The organism is Sphingobium sp. TomMM15, from assembly GCF_055397045.1.
This window is the reverse complement of the sequence record NZ_AP027315.1, coordinates 490,619-513,443: the sequence shown is the minus strand read 5'-3', so window position 1 is coordinate 513,443 and position 22,825 is coordinate 490,619. Positions and strand designations below refer to the sequence as shown.

The window sequence follows — 22,825 nt, the reverse complement described above, 5'->3', positions numbered from 1 at the left end:
AAAACCCCTTTAGCCTGTTTCATGAATGTCCGAAAAGGCCGCAAAGCTTGCCGACCTAGGAACATCCTGCCTTCCCAGTGGATCGGCAAAGCGAAAAGGGCCGCCTTCTCTCTTGACGGCTCGATTTACCCGCGCAGGGAGAATGCATGACCTATCGCCGGATCAGTTCGACACGCCTTTGCATCCTCGCCCTCGCCACCGGCATGGCGTCCGTCGCCGCGTCCGCGGCAGACCCGGCGCCCTTCGACCTCCCCGGCCCCGAACTGCTGGTGACGGTCAGCCGCGCAGGGCGAACCCTGCCGATCGGGCAAGTGCCCGCACTGGCGTCGGGCGACGTCGTCAGGATCGAAGCCAATCTGCCCGAAGACCAGTCAGTCCGCTACCGCTTGGTGTCGGCATTCCTGCGCGGCGTCACCAACCCGCCACCCAAGAGCTGGATTTCCAGCGCCGAAACATGGCAGAGCAAGGACCGGAAACGGATATTGAAACTGACCGTGCCGGATCATGCGCGCCAGCTGGTGCTGTTCATGGTGCCCGATACCGGCGGCGACCTCAGCACCATTTCCGACGCGATCCGGGGCCGTCCGGGCGAATTCGTCCGCGTGACACAGGACATCAACAAGGCTTCGCTCGACCGGAGCAGGCTCAATGCCTTCATCCTCGGCATCCGATCGCAGGAAAACAGCCACCCTGAATATCTGAGGAATGTCGCCCCGATCCTGTCCTCAAGCCTTGCCGTCAAACTCAACCCCGACTGCCTGGCGAAAATCGTCGAGTTCCAAGCCGCCTGCCTCGTTGAAAATCGCGACAGTCTGGTGCTGGGCGACATCCACAGCAATTCGCTCACCGAAACCATCATCGGCGCCCCGACCGACCTCGCCCTGCAACTCAGCGCGACGCGAGAGGGGGGCTATGGCTTTTACAGCCCTTATATCGGCGTAGTCCGCGACCTTGCGCGCATATTCGGCGCGTTCAACAATCCGGAATTCAACTATCTGCCCGCGCTCGGCATTCAGAATGGCAAGTCCGTGTCCTTGTTGCTGAACAGTGCGCCCTCCTTCCGCAAGCCCAAGTCCGTGCTCGTGGCCGCCTTGCCCGCGATCGAAAAGAATGTTCCCCCACCCCTACGCCGGAGCAGCGACGCTCCGATCTGCGGGACACGGCCGGGCATCGTCCTGGGCGTCGATGGCGCGCCGCTCGTCTTCGCCACCGACTATGCCCACAACATGGTCTTGCGGCTGACGGACAAGGACGGCCACATGGTCGAAGCACCGCTCATCGCGCAAGCCGACAAAGGCGGCTACATATTCGCGCCTTCCTTCAAAGTTGAGGACTTGAGCGGGCCGATGAAGGGCCGCTTGCACGGCCACTGGGGTTTTGAATCCTTTGACGGGCCGGAATTTGCCCTCCAATTCCCGCAAGCGGGCAGCTTACGTCCCTCCGCCGACCAGCGCCTGATAGCGGGAAGGAATGACAGGCTGCTGCTGACCGGCCCCACGACCGCTTGCGTGAAGAATGTTGCCGTCCAGCTGCCGGAAGGGCGGAGCGTCGCGGTAAAATGGCAGGCATCCGGCGACGACGCCATTGCCATCGACATGCCTCTCTCAGACGTCACGACGGCAGGCAATGTGACCGTCGCGATCCAGTCGTTCGGCGGGGAAAAGCCCGAATTGCTGACCATCCCCGTCGAAGCGGATCAGAGCCTCTCCCAGCCGCCTCCCCCTCTATAATGCTGGCAAGACGCGCGGCGGGTGATAAGGCGCGCTTTTCCTCAAGCGCCCCCGGCGCATCAATAACGGATCGAGTGGCATGAAGACCAAGCACTGCCTTGAAGCAAATGATGTAAAGGCGATCCTCGCCGCAGCTGAAGCAGAGGCTTTGGCCAATGGCTGGGCCGTGACCATCGCGATCGTCGATGACGGCGCGCATCTGCTTGGCCTCATCCGTCTGGATGGCGCCGCTGCCAGCACCGTGAAGATGGCGGAGGCAAAGGCATCCACATCCATGCTCGGCCGCCGGGAAACGAAGGTCTATGAGGATCTGGTGCTCAATGGCCGCGTTTCGATGCTGTCGGCGCCCGGCATGCCCGCCATGCTCGAAGGCGCCGTCCCGATCGTCATCGACGGCGACTATGTCGGCGCCGTGGGCGTTTCCGGGGTGAAGTCGGATCAGGACGCCCAAATCGCGCGCGCCGGAATCGCCGCGATCCTGCCGCAGGGCTAAGCAAGGGCCGCGACTCTCGCCACCCATTTTTGCAAGGCTCCCGCTTCACGCCGCCACCAACATGGCTTGCGCGCGTTGAAGCGTCGTTCGATGCTTCGAATGTAGGAGCCTGCTCTGGAAAATCTTGCTGGCTGGGTCGCGCCCATAGCGACCATGATCGCCGCGATGATGACTGCCGCCAATCTGGGCGCGCGCGTCACCGGCTGGGGTTTTGTCGTGTTCACCCTTGGATCGATCGCCTGGTCGGTCGTCGGCCTGTCCTCCGGCCAGACGAACCTCGTCGCGACAAACGGCTTCCTCACCTTCGTCAACCTTATCGGCGTGTGGCGATGGCTCGGCCGCCAGCGCGCCTATGAGGATGGGGGCAAGTCGGCCGCCCAATCCAGCCGCCGATCGCCCTACCCGACCCTCTTTACGGCTACCGGCATCGCGGGCCTGCCGGTCACGGCATCCGACGGGGAGACGGTCGGCAAGGTCGTCGAAGCCCTCGTCACCTGCGAAAACGGCAGTGTCAGCTATGTCGTCATCAGCGCCAGCGGGGTGGGCGGCATCCATGAAGTTCTGCGCGCCGTGGCCCGTGACGATATCCGCTTTTCCTGCGATCGCTTCACACTCAATCGGGACAGCGCCTGGTTCGAAGCATTGCCGCCGCTACAGGATGGCGACTGGCCAGCCGCCCCCGCCGAACTGCCCCAGGGCGATGCACCATGACCGAAGCGTAAGGGGGGAAGGCTGCGACCTGCCGTTCGTCGCAAATCCGTTGCCTTCGGCGGAACGGATCGCGATTAGCAGGGAAAGGGAAAAAAGAGGGGCAAGGGTCCATGAAGGTCAGGATAGTCGCATGCGTGGCCGCGCTCGGTGCCGCGCTGCTTCCAGCAGTTGCGCTCGCGGACGATCCGCATGACCCCACCATGCGCAGTTCTGCGGCACGGGCACGTGACCGGGCAATCATCCGGCAGATGAACCAGCAGCAGCTCGCCTATGTTCGCGACCGCGATGCGCGGATCATGCGCAACTATCGCCGTGCGCAGGGCGGCGGCGAAGGCTATGCCGATGCTCGCGCGGATTATGATCGCCAGATGGCGTCATGGCGGCGCGCAGTGGCGGCCTGCAACGCCGGGCGTTGGGAATATTGCGACAATTAAGGGTGCATGATCCCGACGCCCGTTCGAATTGAGCGACGCGAGCGAGGGACTCGAACCCTCATCGCACGTTCAATCCCAATTCGCTGAGCAATTGCCCCGCCTGCTCCCGCGATATGGTCGCGCCACGAAAGCGGGATGCATCCTCCAGCCTTACGCCGCCAAGGTCAGCACCGCGCAGGTCCGCGCCTTCGAACCGGGCGCCGGTCAGCAGCGCCTCCCGCAGGCTGCAATCCTCGAAGGACGCCATGCGAAAATCGCATTTGCGCAGGTCCGCCTGAGAAAAATCGACCCGTGCCAGCCTCGCCTTCATAAAGGAACGCCCGGTCAGCTTCGCACCGATCAGCAGCGTTTCTTCAAAATGGATGTCTAGCGCCCGAACATCCGACAGGTCGGCACCCGTAAGCTTGCAGCCGAAAAAATGCGTCGCTTGCAACATACTACGCTTCAGCGAAGCGCCATTGAGATCGCTGTTGGCAAAGCGCGCTTCGCCAAGATCACAAGCTGTGAAATTGGCCGAAGCGGCGCGGCACGACTGCCAGTCGCTGCGATCAAGTTTTGCGCCGGTGAAATCGGTGCGTCGCATGTCGCATTGTTGAAACGACCATTGGGACAGGTCCAGATGCGACAAGTCCTCACCCTCCATCACGCACTCGGCCAACGAACGCGGCGCGCCCATCAGCGCTTCGATATCCTGGCGCGCCAAAGTCTGCCCGCGGATCACTTGGCTATCACTAACATGCTGCATCTGGATGCTGTTAGACATGATCTCCCGGGCAGACCAGCTATGCTAAAGCTGCGCTTCCCCGCCATCGACGAAATAGTCCGACCCCGTCACATAGCTTGCCTCATCAGACAGCAGGAACAGGGCGACCGCCGCCGCTTCCTGCGCCGTTCCAAGGCGGCCTAAGGGATTGTTCCCGGCCATCTGCAGTTCGACCGCCGCAATATGCTCTTCGGGCAGGCCGAGGCGGTTGAAAAAGTCGGTCGCGATCGGTCCGGGGCTCAATGTGTTCACGCGGATGCGACGCGGGGCCAACTAATAGGCAAAGCCTCTTGCAAGCGAGCGGACGGCCCCCTTGGTGGCGCCATAAAGGGCGCTTGCGGGCAGCCCCTTGTCCTTCGCGACGGATGCCGTGATCAGGATTGAACCGCCGTCGCGGATCAACGGCGCCATCGCCTGCGTCCCGAAGATCGGCCCGCCGACATTCAGGTCCATGAGGTTCCGGTAAAGGTCAGCACTGATATGGCCAAGCGGCGCGCCTGCCCCGACGCCTGCGTTCAGGAACAGGCCATCGATCTTGCCGAACAGGCGGGCAGCTTCCTGCGCGAGCGCTTCGGCGGCTTCCGGACGGGACGCGTCATTTTGCAGGACATGCACGCCGGGCAACTGCGCCGCGACGCTGTCCAGTCTTTCCCGGTTCGATCCAGTGATCAGCACCGATCCACCTTCCTCCATGATCCGCTGGGCCGCGGCGAGGCCGATACCGCTGGAACCGCCGGTAATGACGACGGACTTGTCCCTGAACCTCTGCATGCCTCTTTTCTCCATCGACAATCTGTTCTGATCCATGGCTTGCCCACCTGGCGGAAAAGCTGATCGCCAAGTTGGACGCAGCCGCACCGCCGATCAACAAGGATGTTTCCCTTGCGGACCAACTGGCGTCAGTGATCTCGTATAGCATACGTAAATTGACAGAAGAGCCCAAACCCTTATTTCTGACAAGATATAAGAGTGGGAGCGGTCAAGATGACGGGCGGTTTGAACATCGGGGACAGGACGGCGCTCGACGCTGCTTCTCAGCCGGGTATTTCCGCGCGCGGGCGTGGGCGACCTCCCCGGCTGTCGCGCGGCACGATCATCCAGGCGGCACTGGTCCTGCTCGACGAAATGTCGATCGACCGATTTTCCATGGGTCTGCTCGCAAAGAGCCTGAAAGCCGGGGTCATGACCCTTTATAATTACTTCCCCAGCCGCGACGATCTGCTGATCGCCGTCGCCGACGAAATATATAGCCGGTTCGATTATCCGGCAAAGGGCGCGCCCTGGCAGGACGAAGTGCGCCAGTGGTTGTGGGCGACAGAGGATCTCTTCCAGCGCTATCCCGTCGCGATGAAGCTCAGCTTGTGGGATGGCCATGCGTCGCCGGGTTGGTTGCGCACATGGATACCCGTGGTGGAATTGATCAGGGCGCAAGGGCTGACCGGCCCCGACCTTGCCTTTGCGGTGCGGTGGTTCACGACATCGGCTCTCGGCTTCATCACGTCCCAGCCGCCTCCTCCAGAGCACAACAACCAGCGGACGACCGCGCATATCCATGCCCTGACGGCCTATGAAGCTGCGTTGTTGCAGGGTCTTCAGCACGACCTGCTGCAGGTCGATCGGAAAGCGGCCCTCACCTACGGCTTCACCCACATCATAGCCGGCCTGGAACGCATCATCGCGGAGGCGGCGAACGCGCAATCGGAAATGACGGGAGAATGACTTTGAGCAATGCAGGCGACACGCGATTCGGCTTCACAAAGCTGATCGTGCAGGATGAAGAAGCCATGGCCGCCTATTATGGCGCGGTGTACGGGCTCAACAGCCTGCACCGCGTGGAATCGGGCGATCCCGCCGTTATGGGGCGCCTGCGCGAAGTGATTATGGGTCCGGGCGAAAGCATGGGCGCAGAATCGTTGACGATGATCAACTTTTTAGATAGGCCTGCTCCACGCGACCGGGAAGTGATCCTTGGATTCATCACCACGGACCTCGACGCGCTTGCCGAACGGGTGCTCGCGCACGGCGGCAAGCATGTCGGCCCGGTTCGCGAAATGCCCGAACATGGCGTGCGCGTCCTGTTCACCAGCGACCCTGAAGGACGGTTGAGCGAGAATGTGGAGATGATGGCGAGATAACGGCAGGGCGACATCGCCCCCGCATCCCCCACAGATCCCCAGCTCTCATGGAGAGACATATGGATATGAGAACGAAGACTTTGCCGAACATGCTTGACAGTGGCAGCCGCCCCCTTCCGCTGGCTGATGGCCCCGAACTGCGCGCAGCGCTTAAGGCGGCCAATCTCCAGACCTTGCTGATGGTCTATGTGCATCTGACGCATGATGAATCGATGCTTCAGAACTTCCAGGTCCACATTCACCCCCCTTACACCAACCCCGACTATGTGATCCCGCAGGACTGCATCGACGACCTGCATGAAAAGCTGGTCCATGTGCTGACGACGCCGGGCGCGGCCAAGTCGGAAGATCCACCGATCGAACTGATGCAAAAGATGATGAGCATCGGCGTCGGCGAGCCGGTGGAGGACGAATTCGTCCCCATGGTCGTCGAACAGGGCGGCTTCAAGCGCAGCCCCGCGCGCAAGGAACAGTCCGGCCGCACGCCTCCTCCGACTGGCTTCAAGGTGCTGGTCATCGGCGCGGGCCTTACCGGCATTCTCGCCGGGATCGAGCTGGAGCGCGCCGGTTACGATCATGTGATCATCGAAAAGAATGAGGAAGTCGGCGGCACCTGGTGGAAGAACCGCTATCCGGGCGTCGGCGTGGATACGCCCAGCCACTTCTATTCCTATTCCTTCGAAATCAGCCCGGAATGGAACCACTACCATCCGCATGGCGCGGACATGCGCGAATATTTCCGCGCCGTGGCCGACAAATATGACGTCCGCCGCAACATCCGGTTCAAGACCATGGTGCACAGCCTGGTCTTCGATCAGGATGAAGCCGTGTGGAACGTCACCATCGAGGATTTGAACACCGGCAAGCGCGAAGTCATCAAGGCCAATGCCGTGTTCAACGCGTTCGGCACCACCGACCGCTGGAAGCTGCCCGAGATCCCCGGCATCGAAAGCTTCAAGGGCATCATCACCCACTCGGCCGACTATGACGAAAATATCGACCTGAAGGGCAAGAAGGTCGCCGTCATCGGCACCGGCGCCAGCTCCGCGCAGATCGTGTCCACGATCGTCAAGGAAGTGGATGAACTGGTCGTCTTCATGCGCACCAAGCACTGGATGATCAACAATCCCGAAGTGAAGGCGGAAGTCCCAGACCCGGTGAAATGGGCGCTGCGGCACATCCCTTATTACAAGGAATGGTTCCGTTTCCGCGTATTCTGGTTCGCCGCCGATGGCCTTTACCCCAATGTGGTGAAGGACCCGTCCTACCCCGAAGACGGCATCGCCGTGTCGGCGCTCAATGAAGGTATGCGCCAATATGCATTGTCGCACATGCATCACAAGCTGGCGGGACGCCCTGACCTGATCGAAAAGCTGACGCCCGATTTCCCGATCTTTTCCAAGCGCGTCGTGATGGACGCGGGTTGGTACGATGCCCTCGTCCAGCCGCACACGACGCTGGAGACGGCGGGCATCGCCGAAATCCTGCCGAACGGCATCCGCACGAACGACGGCAAGTTCTACGAACTCGACGTGATCATCTGCGCGACCGGCTTCAACGCATCGTCGCTGGTGCAGGATCTGGAGATCAAGGGCCGCGATGGTCATGATCTGGCGGTGGACTGGGCGGACGAGGAAGAGCGCGCCTATATGGGCACGACCATCCCCGGCTATCCCAACTACTTCCTGTCGACCGGCCCCAATATCGGCCCGAACCACGCAGGCGGCCTCAACATCGTCAGCGAATCGCAGGTCCATTATCTGATCGAATGTCTCGATCACATGATCGCGACCGGCGCCCGCACGATCGAAGTGACGGAGGAAGCCTTCCTGCGTCACAACAAGCGGATCGACGACCAGATGAAGCACATGATCTGGACCCATCCCAAGTCGAAAAGCTATTATCAGAACAGCAAGGGCCGGCCCGTCGGTCCCTGGCCGTTCCGGCTCGTCGACATGTGGAACGAGCTGCAAGAGCCCGTGCTGGAAGACTATAAGTTCGACTGACCATAAGGACGGGGGGGAGGAGCCGGGCTGCTGCGCGGACAGGCGCCTCCCCTCCCCAAATGATTGATCAGGACAGGTGGGGCCTTGACCGGCATCGGGGGGGGCCTAAGTTAGGCGCTCGTCGTGCATCATATGAGGGTCGACGCTGATGGACGCTCGCCTTTCCGCCGCCTGTCCTTTTCATCGCGAGGGCGATGACCGCAAGTCAGCCGCAGCCGCCGACGCCGGTGGGACCGTCGATCCCGATATGCGCACCCGCGATTTCGCCGAAGCGCGTGCCATCCTTCGCAATCAGAATGTACGCCAGGCCGGTTTCCTCGCCGAACAGGTCGGCAAGATCGGCAGCGCGACGCGCCAGCCAATCCTGTTCCTCGAAGGCGAAACGCATCGCGTTCAGCGCAGCGCTACCGCCCGTTTCTTCACGCCCCGCATCGTCACCACCCACTATCGCGAGTTGATGGTAGAACTCAGCGACATGCTGGTTTCCCGGTTCGTGAAGGACAAGACCGCCTTCCTCGACCAGCTCAGCCTTGAGCTAGCCGTCGCTGTCGCCAGCCATATCGTCGGCCTGACCGACAGCGATCCAAAGGGACTGGCACGGCGGCTGGACGTGTTCTTTACCGGCGATTTCCGCCCGCATCCGGGCAAGTTGGCGTCATTGGTCAAATTCGTGCAATCCCAATATCGGGTGCTGTCCTTCTATTATCATGACGTCGCGCCAGCGATCCGCGCGCGGCGCAAGCAGCGGCGGGACGATGTCATCTCCCACCTTATCGACGAAGGTTATAATGGCCGGGAGATATTGACCGAATGTCTGGTCTATGGCGCCGCTGGAATGGCGACGACGCGCGAGTTCATCGTCATGGCCGCCTGGCATATGCTGGAGCGTGAAGATTTGAGGGCCGCCTTCCTCGCCGCAGATGAAAAGGGGAAGATCGCCCTGCTGGAGGAATTGCTGCGGCTCGAGCCGGTCGTCGGCTATCTCTACCGGCGCATGCCAGCCGACGAGGCGGAGGCAGCGGGCGCGCCTCCCGGTGCCGCTGTCGCCATCGACGTACGCGCCGCGAACACGGACACAACGGCCTTTGGCGAGCGGCCTTGCGAGTTTGTGCCGGGCCGGGAAGTCAGCGCCAAATATGGCAATGCGGGCCTCTCCTTCGGCGATGGCGAACATCGTTGCCCCGGCGCACAGGTCGCCCTTCAGGAAAGCTGCCTCTTCCTCGAACGCTTGTTGCAGGTGCCGGGCCTGAAGCTCGACCGCGCGCCGACACTAGCGTGGAATCCGCTGGTGACGGGCTATGAACTGCGCAATGCCCTCATTTCCTGTGACTGAGCGAATACCGCCTGACTGATGAGCAAGATAAGCGAAGAGGATATCGACCGGCTGGTTCCCGCCTTTTACGATCGGGTGCGCGCGGACCCGATCCTTGGGCCGATATTCAATCAGGCGATCGACGACTGGCCGCTTCATCTGGAAAAGCTCAAGGCATTCTGGTCATCGGTGATGCTGGGAACCGGCCGGTACAAGGGGCAGCCGATGGTCGCGCATGTCCGGCACGAACCGCACATGACCGCCGATAATTTCAGCCGCTGGCTTGCCCTATGGCGACAGACGAGCGGTGACATCCTCGCGCCAGACGTCGCAGCGGCCTTTCAGGAGAAGGCCGACCGGATCGCGGAAAGCCTGCAATTGGGCGTTCAATTCTACCGGGACAGGAAGGCTTAAGCCGGGTGAGCAGGGACGATCGCAACGCAACCGTCCGCCACCAATGCCGACAACCGGACCTCAAAATTCGCGCAGGATTTCGCGCAGCGTCTTGCCCTCATATTCGGTGCGCACCGCGCCCGCCTTCTGAAGGGCAGGGATGACGCCATTGACCAGATCGGGCAGCTGGCGATTATAGCCGGAGCCTTCGATCAATATGCCGTCGCCACCCACTTCGTCCATGACCGCCATCAGCTGATCCGCGACCTCTTGCGCCGTGCCCCTGAATCGGGAGCCGCTGCCCCCTTTCCCTGAGGAAAACAGGTCGCGAAGGGATTTGCCCTCCTCCCGCCCGGCCTTTTTCATATGTTCCAGTGCGCTGGTGTGGCCGCCTGCCACAATGTCCTGCGGCACGGGCGCATCCACATCGTAGAGCGAAAAGTCGATGTCGAGCGAGGATGAAGCCATGACGATATTATGCTCGAACGCCGCCTGCTTTTCGGCTTCGGTCATTTCGGGCGGCTCTCCGCCGTCGGGCAGGATGTTGACCGGCGTCAGGAAGAACACCTTGATGCTATCAGGATCGCGGCCCTGTTTTTCGGCGCGGTTGCGGATGTCCTCGCGATAGGCCTTCATGCCCTTCACCCCGCCGGTCATCATGCCCAGCACGACTTCGGCATTCTTGGACGAAAACTGCCGTCCACGCTCGGACGCGCCCGCCTGCGCCAGAACGGGATAGCCCTGCGGCGATCGCAACGTGTTCAACGGCCCGCGCGAACGGAAATGCTGCCCCTCGAAATTGACGGTATGGACCTTGGTGTGATCGACATAGACGCCTGTCTCGGTGTTCGCGACCAGTGCCCCTTCTTCCCAGCTATCCCACAGCTTCTTGCACAGTTCGACGAACTCATCGGCGACGTCATAGCGCTCGCTGGGGGGCAGCAGCTTTTCCATGCCGAAGTTCAGCGCCGCGTTCTTCTCGCTCGACGTCACCATGTTCCATCCCGCGCGCCCCTTCGTCAGGGAGTCGATGGTGGAGAGCAGCCTTGCAAGCAGATAGGGTGGGTAGAAGGTCGTCGAAGCCGTCGCGATCAAGCCGATATGCGATGTTTCCTGCGCCATCACCGGGAGCAGCGGCAGGGGATCGAGCTTGGGCGACAGCGTCGCATTCTTAAGGTCCAGCTCCATCGAACCGCCGTAGCGATCGCCAACGATCACCGTGTCTTCGAAGAAGATGAAGTCGAACTTCGCCGCCTCCAGCATCTTGGCCAGTTCCTTATGGTAGGAACCATCCGCCCATTGCGATCCAAGCTCCTTGCCATCGCCCGGCCAAGACGTCGCGCCGAACTTCGTGAAATAGCCAAGGTGGAATTTCGTGTGGGCCATCGACGGAAACCTTTCTCACCAGTATTTCCACGCCTGTTTCCCCCTATGCGTCCGCAGCACATGGGGAAAGCAAACATGCCGCCGGACCCGCTTCAACGGCCCCGACGCTCGCTGAACATTATCAATAGTTGACGTTGTTCAACCAAACGGCGAGTGAATTTATCCGCCCTTGCGGAACGCCTTTTTTCAGGCTGCTTTCGCAGGCGGCAGCCCGGCGTCGGGAATATCCAGCTGCACCTCCCTATTGCGCGCATGATATCTGCTCATTCCGAAGAATATGGCAGCCGCAAAGGCGCAGAGTGCAAACACGCCGACAAATACCGGTTCATAACTGCCCGCAAAGTCACGCAGCCATCCTGCGGCAGGCGACATGAAGAAAGAGAATGGCAGCGTCATGACGCTCAGCAGACCCAGGACCTTTGGCAAGGCCTCAAAACCATAAAGCTGAACGACCAGCGCGCTGATCGGAGGGAAAACCGAGGCGCCGCAAAAACCGGTCAGTAACGCCGCGACATTCAATGCGAACATCCCTCCTGACAGGCCCATGATCGCCCAGGCCGCAGCGAAGCCCAGGCCGACGAGGCCGAGAGTCCTGGCCGAACCGACCCGGTCGCACGCAAAGCCCGCCACCAGCGAGCCGACGATGCTGGCCACGCCTGAAACGGCGAGCAGCACTGCTCCCGTCTGCAAAGACCCATGATATCCCTCGACGATGGGCAGAAGATGCGCACCACCCATGATGGCCGTGCCATTCAGGATGCCGTCACCGACCGCGATCAGCCAGAACAGCGCGCCGCTCAAAATGGCGATCTGCGTCGGACCCGATGTCACCCCCTCGGCCCAGCCGGATTCGTCCGACGCTTCGACCGGAGGATCGATCACCGTCAAGGTCAGCGGCAGCAAGAGCAGATGCAGGCCGGCGAGCAACAGGAAAAAGCTTTTCAATCCATAATTTTGGATGATGCTCACCCCAATGACGGGCAGGACGGTCACGAATAGGGGCAGAAAGGCAATGCCCATCACCTTGCCCCGCGCTTCGGGATACCAGCCACTCGCCAGGACCGCAGGCGGCAGAGCAGAAAACAGGGCAGCGCCGGGACCGATCAGAAGGCCGCACACCGCCAGCGCGATCGGCATGGTCGGCGCATAGGCCAGCGCCGTATATCCGATCAGGGAGATGAAGACGCCGGTCGACATGACCCGGCGAAGGCCCCATCGACCAATCGCAACCGCTATCAGCGGGCCAAATGCGGTGAGCGACAGGACGGCAAGGGAGAGAGCCATCGTGGCCATGGCCAATGACGCATCGTACCGATCCTGCAATGCAAGGACGCTGACGCCCAGACCACCGAACGCACAACCCGTCCCGACATTTTGCGCGAACATGGCCCGCAAAAGCATCCCGCGCCTGCGTCGCTGCAGCGCGATGCCCTGACCACCCATGCTCACAACTTCAGTCATGCATTTACCGCCTTTGCGACCGGACGAACGATCGTCCCTAAAAATTGTCCGACCACCGCCAGGAAGATGGTAGGCCCATCACTTCTCCAGCGAACGCTTCTTCCAAAGTTCAGGCAAAGTGTTGGCGGCGACCCGGCGCGAATCGACGGGATGCTGGCCCACCCGTTGACGTTCGTCAACTGTTTCATAAGGCGCCATTCCATGAAGGCCATGGTTCGTTCGCGAAAGTGCGTGAACACCGCGCCAAAGACCCGTTCTTCGACCTCAATATGGATCGGTCATTATGGTTCCCAGGCGGTCCTGCGGCCGGCCAACGGAGTTCCTGGTCGAGGAACTCAGCCGCGCCGACACCGACCTAAACCCGCATCTTGCGTCCCTAGAGCATTTTCGAAGCAGATGGCATCATCTGCTGGCTCGGAAAATGCGGAAAACAAAGGACGAATAGAGCATGATCCGATCCAGTCTGATCGGATCATGCTCTAGATAAAGCTACTCACATCCACGCCCGCCAGCGTATTGACCCCGACCAGTATCACGCTCTGTTCGAATGTGCCGTCGCCATTGCCGTCGTAGAAAATCCAGCCGTCGGTCGTCCCGGCAATGAAGGTCACATGGTTGACGCCCGCCGTCACCTTGGCAGCGTTCAGCGCGTCGGCGAAATTGTTGGTCGCGATCGCCGCCTCGGCATAATCGACGGCGGGCAGGCTGCCGTTCAGGAAATCGAAATCGATGCGATCCCCTTCGCCGATACGGAAGTCATTGATGCGGTCATAGCTGGAACTGTTCAGCGATGATGCCAGCCCTGCGAAGACGAACGTATCCGCTTCCGTGCCGCCCGTCAGCGTATCCTTGCCCGCGCCGCCGATCAGGATGTCGGCGCCCGCTCCGCCCTTCAACGTGTCGGTCGATGCCCCGCCATCCAGAAAATCGTCGCCCGCTCCACCATCCAGAAGGTCGCCGCCGTCTTCGCCAAACAATCTGTCGTTGCCGCCATTACCCACCAGCGAGTCATTGCCCAACCCGCCCCATAGGCTGTTGGCGCCGCTATTGCCGGTCATGGTGTTGGCCAGATCGTTGCCGATGCCGTCGATATTGCCAGCGCCGGTCAGCACCAGCTTTTCGACTTCCGCCGCCATTTGATAGCTGACGGACGCATTGACCTGATCGGTGCCGCCGCCCACGGCTTCGATGACAATGTCATCATTGGCGGCATTGCCGTCATCGGACCAGCTGTCCACCACATAGACGTCATCGCCCAGGCCGCCGGTCATGCTGTCCGCGCCTGCTCCGCCATCCAGGCTGTCATTCCCCAGCCCGCCGATCAGCGTGTCGTTCCCGTCGCCGCCGAACAGCAGGTCGTTGTCGTCACCGCCGTCCAGCAGGTCGTTGCCGCCATTGCCGGACAAATTGTCCTGCCCCAGCCCGCCGAAAATCTGGTTGGCTGCCTCATTCCCGACGATGATGTTGGCAAGATCGTTGCCGATGCCATTGATCGGGGCAAGGCCGGTCAGGGTCAGCTTTTCGACCTCCGCCGCCATCCGGTAACTGACCGATGCGTAGACAAGGTCGGTGCCGCCCGACGCCAGTTCGATCACCTGATCATCATTCCCGGCAAAGCCGTCGTCGGAATAGGTATCGACATAGAAGGTGTCGTTGCCCGTGCCGCCATCCATATAGTCCGCGCCTGCGCCGCCATCGATGATGTCGTTCCCCGCCATGCCATAGATGGTGTCGTTGAGCGCCGTCGTCTGGTAACCCAGCACGCTCGTCGTCGGATTGATGCTGTTGTTGCCCGACGATCCGATGATGGTCTTGCCGATTTCCGATATGTCGGTGATGCTGATAGACAGCAACTGGTCATCGACATAGCTGCCATCGGTCGCCCGCACGATCAGCTGGTACACGCCATCCTGGTCCGCATCCAGGCGGTTTTCATAGTCCACCGGGGTCAGGAAGGACACTGCGCCCGTCACCGCGTCGATCGTGAACAGCGACGCATCGGCCCCGCCCGCGATCGCAAAGCTCGGGGCCGTCCCGTCCGCATCGGCGGCCATCACGGTCGTGACCGCCGCCTGGTTTTCCGCCATGCTGATGGCCGCGCTGGCTCCGCCTCCGTTGGAGGTGATGACCGGCGCATTGTCATTGACGTTGGTGATGTTGATCGCCAGCGTTTGCGCGACATTGTTGGTGCCATCGCTGGCCGTGACGACGACATCATAAGTGCGATCGCCATTGGCATCGCCGGGCGCTTCGAAATCGGGCGCCGCCTTGAAACTGAGCGCTCCGGTCACCGCATCGATCGTGAACAGCGCGGCGTCCGCTCCGCCGCTGATGCTGTATCCCAGCGCCGTGCCATCGGCATCGCTCGCCTGCACGGTCGCCGCCAGCAGGCTGTTTTCCGCAACCGACAGTGCCGCCGATGCCGCCCCGGCGTAGGATGTAAGGACCGGGGCATTGTCGTTTAGGTTGGCGACCGTAACCGCCAATGTCTGCCGATCGGCGTTCGCGCCGTCGCTGGCCTGCACGATCACGTCATAGACATTGTTATGATCGGCATCCGCCGCCACCTCATAGTCCGGCCCCGTCTTGAAGCTCAAGGCGCCGGTCGCAGCGTCGATGGTGAACAACGCGGCGTCGGCGCCTCCGGCGATCGAATAGCTGATCGATGGGCCATCGGTGTCTGTAGCCGTAACGGTGGTGACGGCGGTCGCATTCTCATTGATAGTGATCGCGGCGGCAGCGCCTCCGCCGTTGGAGATGATGACCGGCGCGACCCCGTCCGCCACGTCGCGCACGGTGACGGATAGGCTTTGAGTATCCACGCCGCCATTGCCATCATTGGCGGCGACGATCAGCTGATAGACATTGTCGCCGTCCGCGTCTGCCGGATTTTCGAAGTTGGGCGCCGCCAGAAAGCGCAGCGCGCCCGTTACGGCATCGATAGCGAACAGCGCCGCGTCGGCACCGCCCGCAATCGAAAAGCCTATGGTCTGGCCGCTGTCCGTATCCGTCGCCGCGACGGTGGTGACCGCCGTGCTGTTTTCATCGATGGACAGCGCGGCGCTCACGCCACCGCCATTGGATGTGATGACCGGCGGTGCGTTAAGACCCGTCGACGGGATCGTCACATCGGCGAACTCGAAAAATTCGACGTTGCGGATCGTCTTCGTCCCCTCGGGCGATCCGGGACGCAGATCACCGGCAATATAGCTGCCGTCGGGTTGAAGCGTGAAAATATAATCCGCCCGGTTCCCGGAAAAGACCAGCGTGTCGATGTCGGCGCTACCGTCGATTAGGTCGTTGCCCGCCCCGGCCAGGATGCGGTCGTTGCCCGCCCCGCCGTGCATATAATCATTGCCAGCCCCACCATCGAGCAGATCGTCGCCCGTGCCGCCGTACAGCTCGTCATTGCCAGCGCCGCCATACAGCTGGTCATTGCCGGAATCGCCGTTCAACGTGTCGTTGCTGGATGTGTTCGCGTCATCGCCATATAATATGTCGTCGCCAGTGCCGCCCGACAGCGTGTCGCCGCCTGCCTGGCCGTAAAGGATGTCATTGTCATCCCCGCCGTTCAGCTTGTCGCTGCCCCGGCCACCCCAGATGAGGTCATTGCCAGCACCACCGTCAATGATGTCGTCGCCCGATATATTGTTGAACCCCAGATCGTCGCCATACAGCCGGTCGTTGCCCAGCCCGCCTGAGATGTTGTCGCTGCCGCGCCAGCCGAAGATGATGTCGTCGCCTGCGTCGCCCTGAAGGTTGTCCTTGCCCGCGCCGCCCACGATGATGTCGTTGCCCGCGCCGCCCTGAACCAACACGTCCTTGGCATAATCGATGCCGCCGACGCCATGGTTGGTCAGGTCGATGACATCATCGCCATCGCCCAGCCAGAACTGCTCGATATTGTCGAAGCCGCCAAAGCCGCCCGAAATGGTCCCATTATTATAGAATATGGCGTCGGACAGGTTGGACCCATAGACGATATCGGTGCCGGTGCTGCCCAGCAGCAGATCCATGGAAATCTGGATATTGGACGCGGCGATCTGATATTGGGTCCCCGCATCGGTCAGGATCGCCGTGTTCCACACCAGCTGCGCCAGCACGGCATCGGGCCGCACGATATCCAGGTTCGACAGGCGGGTGAAGGCAAAGAACAGGTCCTTCTCGGCCGTGCCGGTGACTGTCGAGCTGCCGACAACATTATAATAGCTGGCCATATCGTCTCCCCATCTCGTGCCAGGATGGCTGGGGCCTGCCCCCGGCCCGGAGCGTATGGAAAGCTGATACCCTCGAAACGGCCTGCGCCGCGAAGATCATCGGGATAAAGGTGCCACCCTTAAGGGTAAGGCTCCACCAATAGGCCTATTGCTCGCGGAACGACCGCCACATCAGGTCAGTCAACGGGTCGAACATATATTGCAATGCCGTGCGCCGCCGCAGGGGCACGACCACCTCCACCGGCATGCCCGGCTTCAGGACGAAATCGCCGCGCGCATAGCGCCTGATGAGCGCGATCTGCTCCGGCGGTATCTGCACCTCCCCCACGAAATAGGACACGCCTGTCTTTTCCTCGACGAAGCTGTCCGCCGATACCCGCGTCACCCGCCCGTCGATGATGGGCAGGCTGCGCGCCGGAAACCCTGCAAAGCGCACCTCCGCCCTTTGTCCCACCGCCAGATCGTCAATGTCGGCAGGGGAAAAGCGCGTCTCTATCACCACCGCGCCGTTGCGCGGCACGATGTCCATCAACACCTGGCCGGCGGCGATCACGCCCCCCACCGTATGCACCGACAATCCGACCACCGTCCCGCTGACCGGCGCGCGCACTTGCGTCCGCGCCACTTCATCACGGGCCGCCGTCCATTTGGGCAGGACATCGCCCAGCTGCGTTTCGACGTCCCGCAATTCGGCCGTCACCTTTTCCTGCAACCCTTGCTTCGCCTCCAGCGCCTTCAGCCGCGCTTCCCCGGCCATGCTGACGGAGCTGTCGCGCGCCGCCAGCAACCGCGCGCGTTGCCCGATCAGGTCGGCCTTCGCCCGTTCCAGCGCGCGAATGCGGGTCTTGCTGACAAATCCCTTGGCCGCGACATCTTGCAGGCTGTTCAATTCGTCGCTGATCAGCCGTTCCTGCTCGACCACCGCCGCGACCTGCTCGCGATAGCCCAGCACCTGCGATCCGGCCTGGCTGCCTTCCTGCATGGCAACGCCCTGTTGCGTCGCCAGCAGCGCCGATCGCGCGCCCATTTGCGCCCGTTGCGCCTGCATGGCGGCGTCGGCATCCGCGATGTCCGCCCCGGTCAGCGACTGGAACTCGACTGGCACAGCGATCGCCGTCCCCGCCAGCTCCGCCCTCAGCCGAGCGCGCTGCGCCATCAGCCAGATGGCCTGGGAAGCCAGCACCCGCTCCTGTGCCGTGACCGCCGGTGCGGCAAGACGGATCAGCACGTCGCCCTGCCGGACCTGCTGTCCTTCCTTCACCAATATCGCCGCGACGATCCCGCCGTCGCGATGCTGGACGCTCTGCCGCTGCCCCGCGACGGTCGCACGACCCGGCGCCAGCGCCGCCGCGTCCAGTCGGGCAAACGCGGCCCAGCCCAGGAACAACAGGAAAAACGCCGCCGCAATCAACAGACCGGCCCGCACTTCCCGGCGGATATCCGGACCCACGGCGGGCACCGTCCCGCCCTCTCCATTGGTCAACAGGAGCACGCGCCGCGACCGCATCAACATCACGCCCCCTCCGCCGAAGCCAGTGATCGTGTCGCGGTGAGCGCGTTCAGCACCTTGTCGCGCGGGCCATTCATCCGCATGCGGCCACGGTCCAGCACCAATATCCGATCCGCTGGCGCCAGCAGGCTGGTGCGATGCGCCGTCACCATGATCGCGGCGCCGCGCGCCTTCGCCTGCCGCAGCGCGTCGATCAACCGCGCCTCTCCATCGGAATCGAGATGCGCATTGGGCTCGTCCAGGATCAGCAGGGCCGGATCGCGAAACAACGCCCGGGCAAGCGCGATCCGCTGCGCCTGTCCCATCGACAGCCCCGTGCCGCCCCACTCCAGCATCGTCTCATAGCCTCGCGGCAATCCCAGGATCATCTCATGCACGCCGCACAATCGGGCGGCGGCGATCACCTCGGCATCGATCCTGTCCCTGTCGGCGGCGGCGCTTCCTTCTTCAAAAGCGAAGCGGGCGATGTTGTCCCGGATCGTTCCGGCAAAAAGCGAAGGCTGCTGGGGCATATAACCGATATGCGCCGACAGCGCCTCGTCATCCCATTGCGCATAATCCGCGCCATCGATGCGGATCGTACCCCGGCTGATCCCTATTGCCCCGGCGGTCAGGCGTGCCAGGGTCGACTTGCCCGCCCCGCTCGGCCCGATCACCGCCACCAATTCACCCGGCGCGATGGTGAAGGACACATTGTTGATGATCAGCCGATCCGACTGACGATCATGCACGGAAATATTCTGGGCATCCACCCGGCCGGTCGGCGCGGGCAAGGCGGTACGCGGCGCCGGATCGAACTCGCCCTCCAGCCAGATCTTGATCTCCGCATAGGATTCGCGCGCCTGCACGAAACTGCGCCATTGGCCGACCAGCTGGTCGATAGGGGACAAGGCACGCCCCAGCAGAAAGGATGAGGCAAATATCGCGCCGCCCGAAATCTGCCCGTCGATCGCCAGCAAGGCGCCCAGGCCCAGCGCGCCCGATTGCAGCGCATTGCGCAGGAAACGGCTGACCATCACCCACCTTCCCGCCGCGAAGCTGGCATTGGCCTGCCACTTCAGCATATCCGCCCGCTCGGCCAGGTGGCGGCGCACCATCGGGCTGCGCATGCCCAGCGCGCGGATCGTTTCCATCCCGCGCATGCTCTGGTCCATGCTGGCATAGGATTGGCTCGCCGCCGCATTGGCCTGCGCCAGCGGAGAATAAATCACCCGCTCGCTCGCCCACGCTATGACAAGCAGCACCACGCTGCCCACCAGCGCCAACAGGCCGATCCAGGGATGGATGATGGTGCACACGATGATGTAGATCGGCGTCCACGGCACATCGAACAGCGCGTTCATGACCGGGCCGGTCAACGCCTGCCGAAGCTGGTCGCATTCGCGGATGGGCTGTTGCCGCCTGTGCTGGCCCGTCGCGGCTGGCGGCTGGCGCAGGGCCGCGGCGATCAACGTCCGCGCGAACCGCCGGTCCAGCGCGATGCTCGCCCGCACCATGATGCGCGAACGAACATATTCCAGTAGCGACAGCGTGGCGAAAGCCAACAGCACCACGATGGTCAGGAACCCCAGCGTCGTGGCCCCCCGGGTCGGCACGACGCGATCATAGACCTGCAACATGTACAGCGTCGGCGCCAGGAACAACAGATTGGCAAGCGCGCTGAACAGGGCGGCCCACATCACATGCGCCCGCACCGCATTCAGCACGGCTTTCATCTCACGGCCTCGCCAACGCGCGAGCAAACGCTGCCGACGACGACTGAAACTGGCAGCGCCATCCTACCTCCCCAAAGCGCGACGGTTCAGCCCCACTCATCCCGTCGAACGCGCTACCGATCAACAGCGCAAAGGGATGCAGGGTGGCAAATCGGGTTGGTCAGACAAACTCTTGCGATCGGCCGTGCGACGCGCTGCCGTCAAGAGCGGCGAGAGACCGGGGTCACGTTAGAAAGGATCGCCGACGCGCAGGCGGGGTTTGACCGCCTCCGCGTCGCTCACCCTGTGATGTTCAGCTATCCGGGCCGAGGTCGGGCACCCATGCAGCGCCATTGATATGCGCCCCTCCATCGACGAACAGCGTGTTGCCGGTCAGGTATCGCGCGTCCTCGCTGGCCAGGAAAAGGGCAACGCCGCCGATGTCGGCCTCCGGGTCGCCCATTCGGCCCATCGGATTAGCTGCCGTGGTGGCCGCGGCGATCTCCGGCTCCGTACGTTCAAACTCCCGGTAACCGGCGGAAACGGCGGCAGGGCAGATGATGTTGGCGCAGATTCCGTAGCCTGCCCATTCTCTTGCCGCGCTGCGCGTATAGGCGCGAAGGGCTTCCTTGCCGACATTATATTCGGCGGTCCCCATATGCGCGTTGACGCCGTTGAGCGACCCGATGTTGATGATGCGGCCCCAATGTCTGCTACGCATGTGCTGGAACGCCGCCTCCATCGACCATTTCGCAGCGTAAAGGCACATGTTCATGCAGGATTCGAACTGCGCGTCGGACAGGTTTTCGATGCGCTGCAATCCGCCGCCGCTAAAGGCGTTATTGACCAGGACGTCGATAGAACCGAACCGATCGACGCAGGCCTGAACGGCACCGACGACGTCATCACGCACCGTAACATCACATTTGCGGAAGTCGGCATCCACCCCGAGGGCGCGCAGTTCCTCCACGACCTCCACGCCTTTGTCCGCATTGAAATCCGCGACCAGGATCGACCCGCCTTCCTGCGCAAACCGCAGCGCCATGCCCCGGCCAATTCCATCCGCCGCTCCGGTAATCAGCGCCGAACGCCCGGCCAGCCTTTTTCCCACGCTCACGCCTACATCTCCTACATCTATTGCATCGTTCCTGACGACAGGGTTAATCAAACGATGACGCTTGTCAACAAACTAAGTCTGTGGTTTATCGCTCGGCGATGGTGTTTACAGGCGATAGTCGGCAAAGTCCGGAAGAGGTTTGGAGGGTATGGCCCGATGATGAAACAGAGTGAAGAAGTTCAACCACCCGTGGCGCTGGTCACCGGGGCGACGCGGGGCATCGGCCGTGCAATAGCGATCGCCCTTGGCCGCGCGGGCTTCGCCGTCGCAGTGACCGGGCGCACCATGGCGGAAGGCGCTGGCCGTATGGAGAGCATGGGGAACACGCCTGTGCCGGGCAGCGTGGCATCGACGGTGGAAGCGATAAGGGCGGCTGGCGGTCAGGCAATGGGCGCGCGGATCGACCTGCTCGATCGCGCATCCATCGATGAAGGGGTCGCGGCGGTACTCGACCGCTGGGGGCGGATAGACGTTCTGGTGAACAATGGCATCTACCAGGGGCCGGTTATCCTCCAACCGATCATGGACGTCGCGCTGGAAGACGCGGAAAGAGCGATCACCGGCAATTTCCTGAACCAATTTCACCTGAGCCAGATCGTGCTGAAGACGATGGTGGCACAGGGTTCAGGACGAATGATCTTCATGACGACCTTGTCCTCCATCGAAGTCGCCGCCCGATCCCCGGGGGTCGGCCTCTTCTATCTTGCGCCCAAGGCAGCGTTCAATCGTATCCCGGACCACATCAACCAGGAACATGGCAAGGATGGGATCAGCGCCTTCCTGATCGAGCCGCGCTTCACCATGACGGACACGCTGCGCGCGGCCATGGGCGATCAGGCTGAAACGCTCGGATCGGGAGAAGCAGCGCGCGATCCGGAGGAAACCGCACAGACTGTCGTGTGGTTGGCGAGCCATGCGGACGCACCGGACCTGGCCGGACCAGAAATGATCAACGCGCCGGACTTCTTCACCGAACGAGGGATCGCGCCGCCGGGATGATCCCGCCCGCATTAATGCGCGCGGGATTACAGCGAATTGTCACCACGCGCACTGGCGGTGCGCTTCACCGACGAGAAACGCTACTTCGTGTCGGGAGCCATGGTTTATCTCGATGGCCCGCTCCGTCAGATCAGCGCCAGGAGCAAGTGGCCCAAAGCCGTAGAGCGATCAATCCGCCCTCTGGCTTTGGGCCGTAAGAACGCGCTCTTCGCGGGCTCTGACGAAGGCGGCGATAACTGGGCGGTCATCACCACGCTAGGCCCTATCGCCCACAACTGGTTTCGTGCGCGATGACGTGATTGCCATGGACCTCTGCTTGAGCGGCCCCATCGGTGAACTGGTCGGCCACCCGACACAAGGGATTGGCGCCTGTGCCGACAGTGCAATAGCTCAATTGGTTGACGCGGCGCCTCCGTCGTAGGGACGGTCCGCTGCAACCTCGTCCCGGCGCTTGGCCTCCAAAA

Annotated in this window: 17 protein-coding genes and 2 pseudogenes; 11 read left to right on the top strand and 8 right to left on the bottom strand. The window is 62.2% G+C overall.

Annotated elements, in window-relative coordinates; translation table 11 throughout:
* The first annotated feature begins 146 nt into the window (after window positions 1-146).
* The 4 genes from ACZ51H_RS15075 (at window position 147) to ACZ51H_RS15060 (ending at window position 3,368) form a co-directional block, all read left to right on the top strand.
* Window positions 147-1,730, top strand: coding sequence for a hypothetical protein (locus tag ACZ51H_RS15075; protein ID WP_464802923.1), 1,584 nt, complete (start codon window positions 147-149; stop codon window positions 1,728-1,730).
* A gap of 79 nt (window positions 1,731-1,809) precedes the next feature.
* Entirely contained in the window at window positions 1,810-2,223 is a 414-nt protein-coding gene (locus ACZ51H_RS15070; protein WP_196226758.1) for a GlcG/HbpS family heme-binding protein, read from the top strand.
* A gap of 153 nt (window positions 2,224-2,376) precedes the next feature.
* Window positions 2,377-2,934: a PRC-barrel domain-containing protein gene (locus ACZ51H_RS15065; protein ID WP_464802922.1), complete on the top strand. Its 558-nt coding sequence runs from the start codon at window positions 2,377-2,379 to the stop codon at window positions 2,932-2,934.
* Window positions 2,935-3,044: 110 nt separating this feature from the next.
* A complete protein-coding gene (locus tag ACZ51H_RS15060) occupies window positions 3,045-3,368 on the top strand; it encodes a hypothetical protein (protein WP_464795642.1) in 324 nt (107 codons plus the stop codon).
* 58 nt (window positions 3,369-3,426) lie between these two features.
* Here ACZ51H_RS15060 and ACZ51H_RS15055 read toward each other — a convergent pair whose 3' ends face one another.
* Complete coding sequence (locus ACZ51H_RS15055; RefSeq protein WP_464802921.1) at window positions 3,427-4,131, bottom strand: pentapeptide repeat-containing protein; 705 nt, start codon at window positions 4,129-4,131, stop codon at window positions 3,427-3,429.
* Between the two features lie 24 nt (window positions 4,132-4,155).
* Window positions 4,156-4,902, bottom strand: a pseudogene (locus tag ACZ51H_RS15050) (SDR family NAD(P)-dependent oxidoreductase).
* 213 nt (window positions 4,903-5,115) lie between these two features.
* Between ACZ51H_RS15050 and ACZ51H_RS15045 the strand changes: the two are divergent.
* The 5 genes from ACZ51H_RS15045 to ACZ51H_RS15025 all read left to right on the top strand — a co-directional run bounded on the left by ACZ51H_RS15045 (window position 5,116) and on the right by ACZ51H_RS15025 (window position 9,998).
* Window positions 5,116-5,850, top strand: coding sequence for a TetR/AcrR family transcriptional regulator (locus tag ACZ51H_RS15045; RefSeq protein ID WP_449469674.1), 735 nt, complete (start codon window positions 5,116-5,118; stop codon window positions 5,848-5,850).
* Window positions 5,847-6,266 carry a VOC family protein gene (locus ACZ51H_RS15040; RefSeq protein WP_449469672.1) on the top strand — a complete coding sequence of 140 codons (420 nt, stop codon included), beginning with the start codon at window positions 5,847-5,849 and terminating at the stop codon, window positions 6,264-6,266. The genes ACZ51H_RS15045 and ACZ51H_RS15040 overlap by 4 nt, the downstream gene beginning before the upstream one ends.
* Window positions 6,267-6,325: 59 nt before the next feature.
* Complete coding sequence (locus ACZ51H_RS15035) at window positions 6,326-8,272, top strand: flavin-containing monooxygenase (protein ID WP_464773176.1); 1,947 nt, start codon at window positions 6,326-6,328, stop codon at window positions 8,270-8,272.
* Between the two features lie 148 nt (window positions 8,273-8,420).
* A complete protein-coding gene (locus tag ACZ51H_RS15030) occupies window positions 8,421-9,605 on the top strand; it encodes a cytochrome P450 (protein WP_464802920.1) in 1,185 nt (394 codons plus the stop codon).
* Between the two features lie 18 nt (window positions 9,606-9,623).
* Window positions 9,624-9,998, top strand: coding sequence for a group III truncated hemoglobin (locus tag ACZ51H_RS15025; RefSeq protein ID WP_464802919.1), 375 nt, complete (start codon window positions 9,624-9,626; stop codon window positions 9,996-9,998).
* A gap of 60 nt (window positions 9,999-10,058) precedes the next feature.
* Here the strand turns inward: ACZ51H_RS15025 and ACZ51H_RS15020 are convergent, their stop codons facing one another.
* From ACZ51H_RS15020 to ACZ51H_RS14995, 6 genes are all read right to left on the bottom strand, one after another.
* Window positions 10,059-11,363, bottom strand: a complete 1,305-nt coding sequence (locus ACZ51H_RS15020) for an NtaA/DmoA family FMN-dependent monooxygenase (RefSeq protein ID WP_464802918.1) — start codon at window positions 11,361-11,363, stop codon at window positions 10,059-10,061.
* 186 nt (window positions 11,364-11,549) lie between these two features.
* Complete coding sequence (locus ACZ51H_RS15015; protein WP_464802917.1) at window positions 11,550-12,824, bottom strand: MFS transporter; 1,275 nt, start codon at window positions 12,822-12,824, stop codon at window positions 11,550-11,552.
* Window positions 12,825-13,303: 479 nt separating this feature from the next.
* Complete coding sequence (locus ACZ51H_RS15010) at window positions 13,304-17,041, bottom strand: cadherin domain-containing protein (RefSeq protein WP_464802916.1); 3,738 nt, start codon at window positions 17,039-17,041, stop codon at window positions 13,304-13,306.
* A 145-nt stretch (window positions 17,042-17,186) separates the two neighbouring features.
* Window positions 17,187-18,554, bottom strand: a complete 1,368-nt coding sequence (locus ACZ51H_RS15005; protein ID WP_464795631.1) for an HlyD family type I secretion periplasmic adaptor subunit — start codon at window positions 18,552-18,554, stop codon at window positions 17,187-17,189.
* A complete protein-coding gene (locus ACZ51H_RS15000; protein WP_464802915.1) occupies window positions 18,554-20,266 on the bottom strand; it encodes a type I secretion system permease/ATPase in 1,713 nt (570 codons plus the stop codon). The genes ACZ51H_RS15005 and ACZ51H_RS15000 overlap by 1 nt, the downstream gene beginning before the upstream one ends.
* A gap of 292 nt (window positions 20,267-20,558) precedes the next feature.
* Window positions 20,559-21,362, bottom strand: coding sequence for an SDR family NAD(P)-dependent oxidoreductase (locus tag ACZ51H_RS14995; RefSeq protein WP_464802914.1), 804 nt, complete (start codon window positions 21,360-21,362; stop codon window positions 20,559-20,561).
* A 156-nt stretch (window positions 21,363-21,518) separates the two neighbouring features.
* On the opposite strand from ACZ51H_RS14995, the gene ACZ51H_RS14990 reads away from it, so the two are divergent.
* Both ACZ51H_RS14990 and ACZ51H_RS14985 read left to right on the top strand, forming a co-directional pair.
* A complete protein-coding gene (locus ACZ51H_RS14990) occupies window positions 21,519-22,361 on the top strand; it encodes an SDR family NAD(P)-dependent oxidoreductase (protein ID WP_460988520.1) in 843 nt (280 codons plus the stop codon).
* A gap of 18 nt (window positions 22,362-22,379) precedes the next feature.
* Window positions 22,380-22,619: pseudogene (locus tag ACZ51H_RS14985) on the top strand (IS66 family transposase); the annotation flags it as partial.
* Window positions 22,620-22,825: the final 206 nt, after the last annotated feature.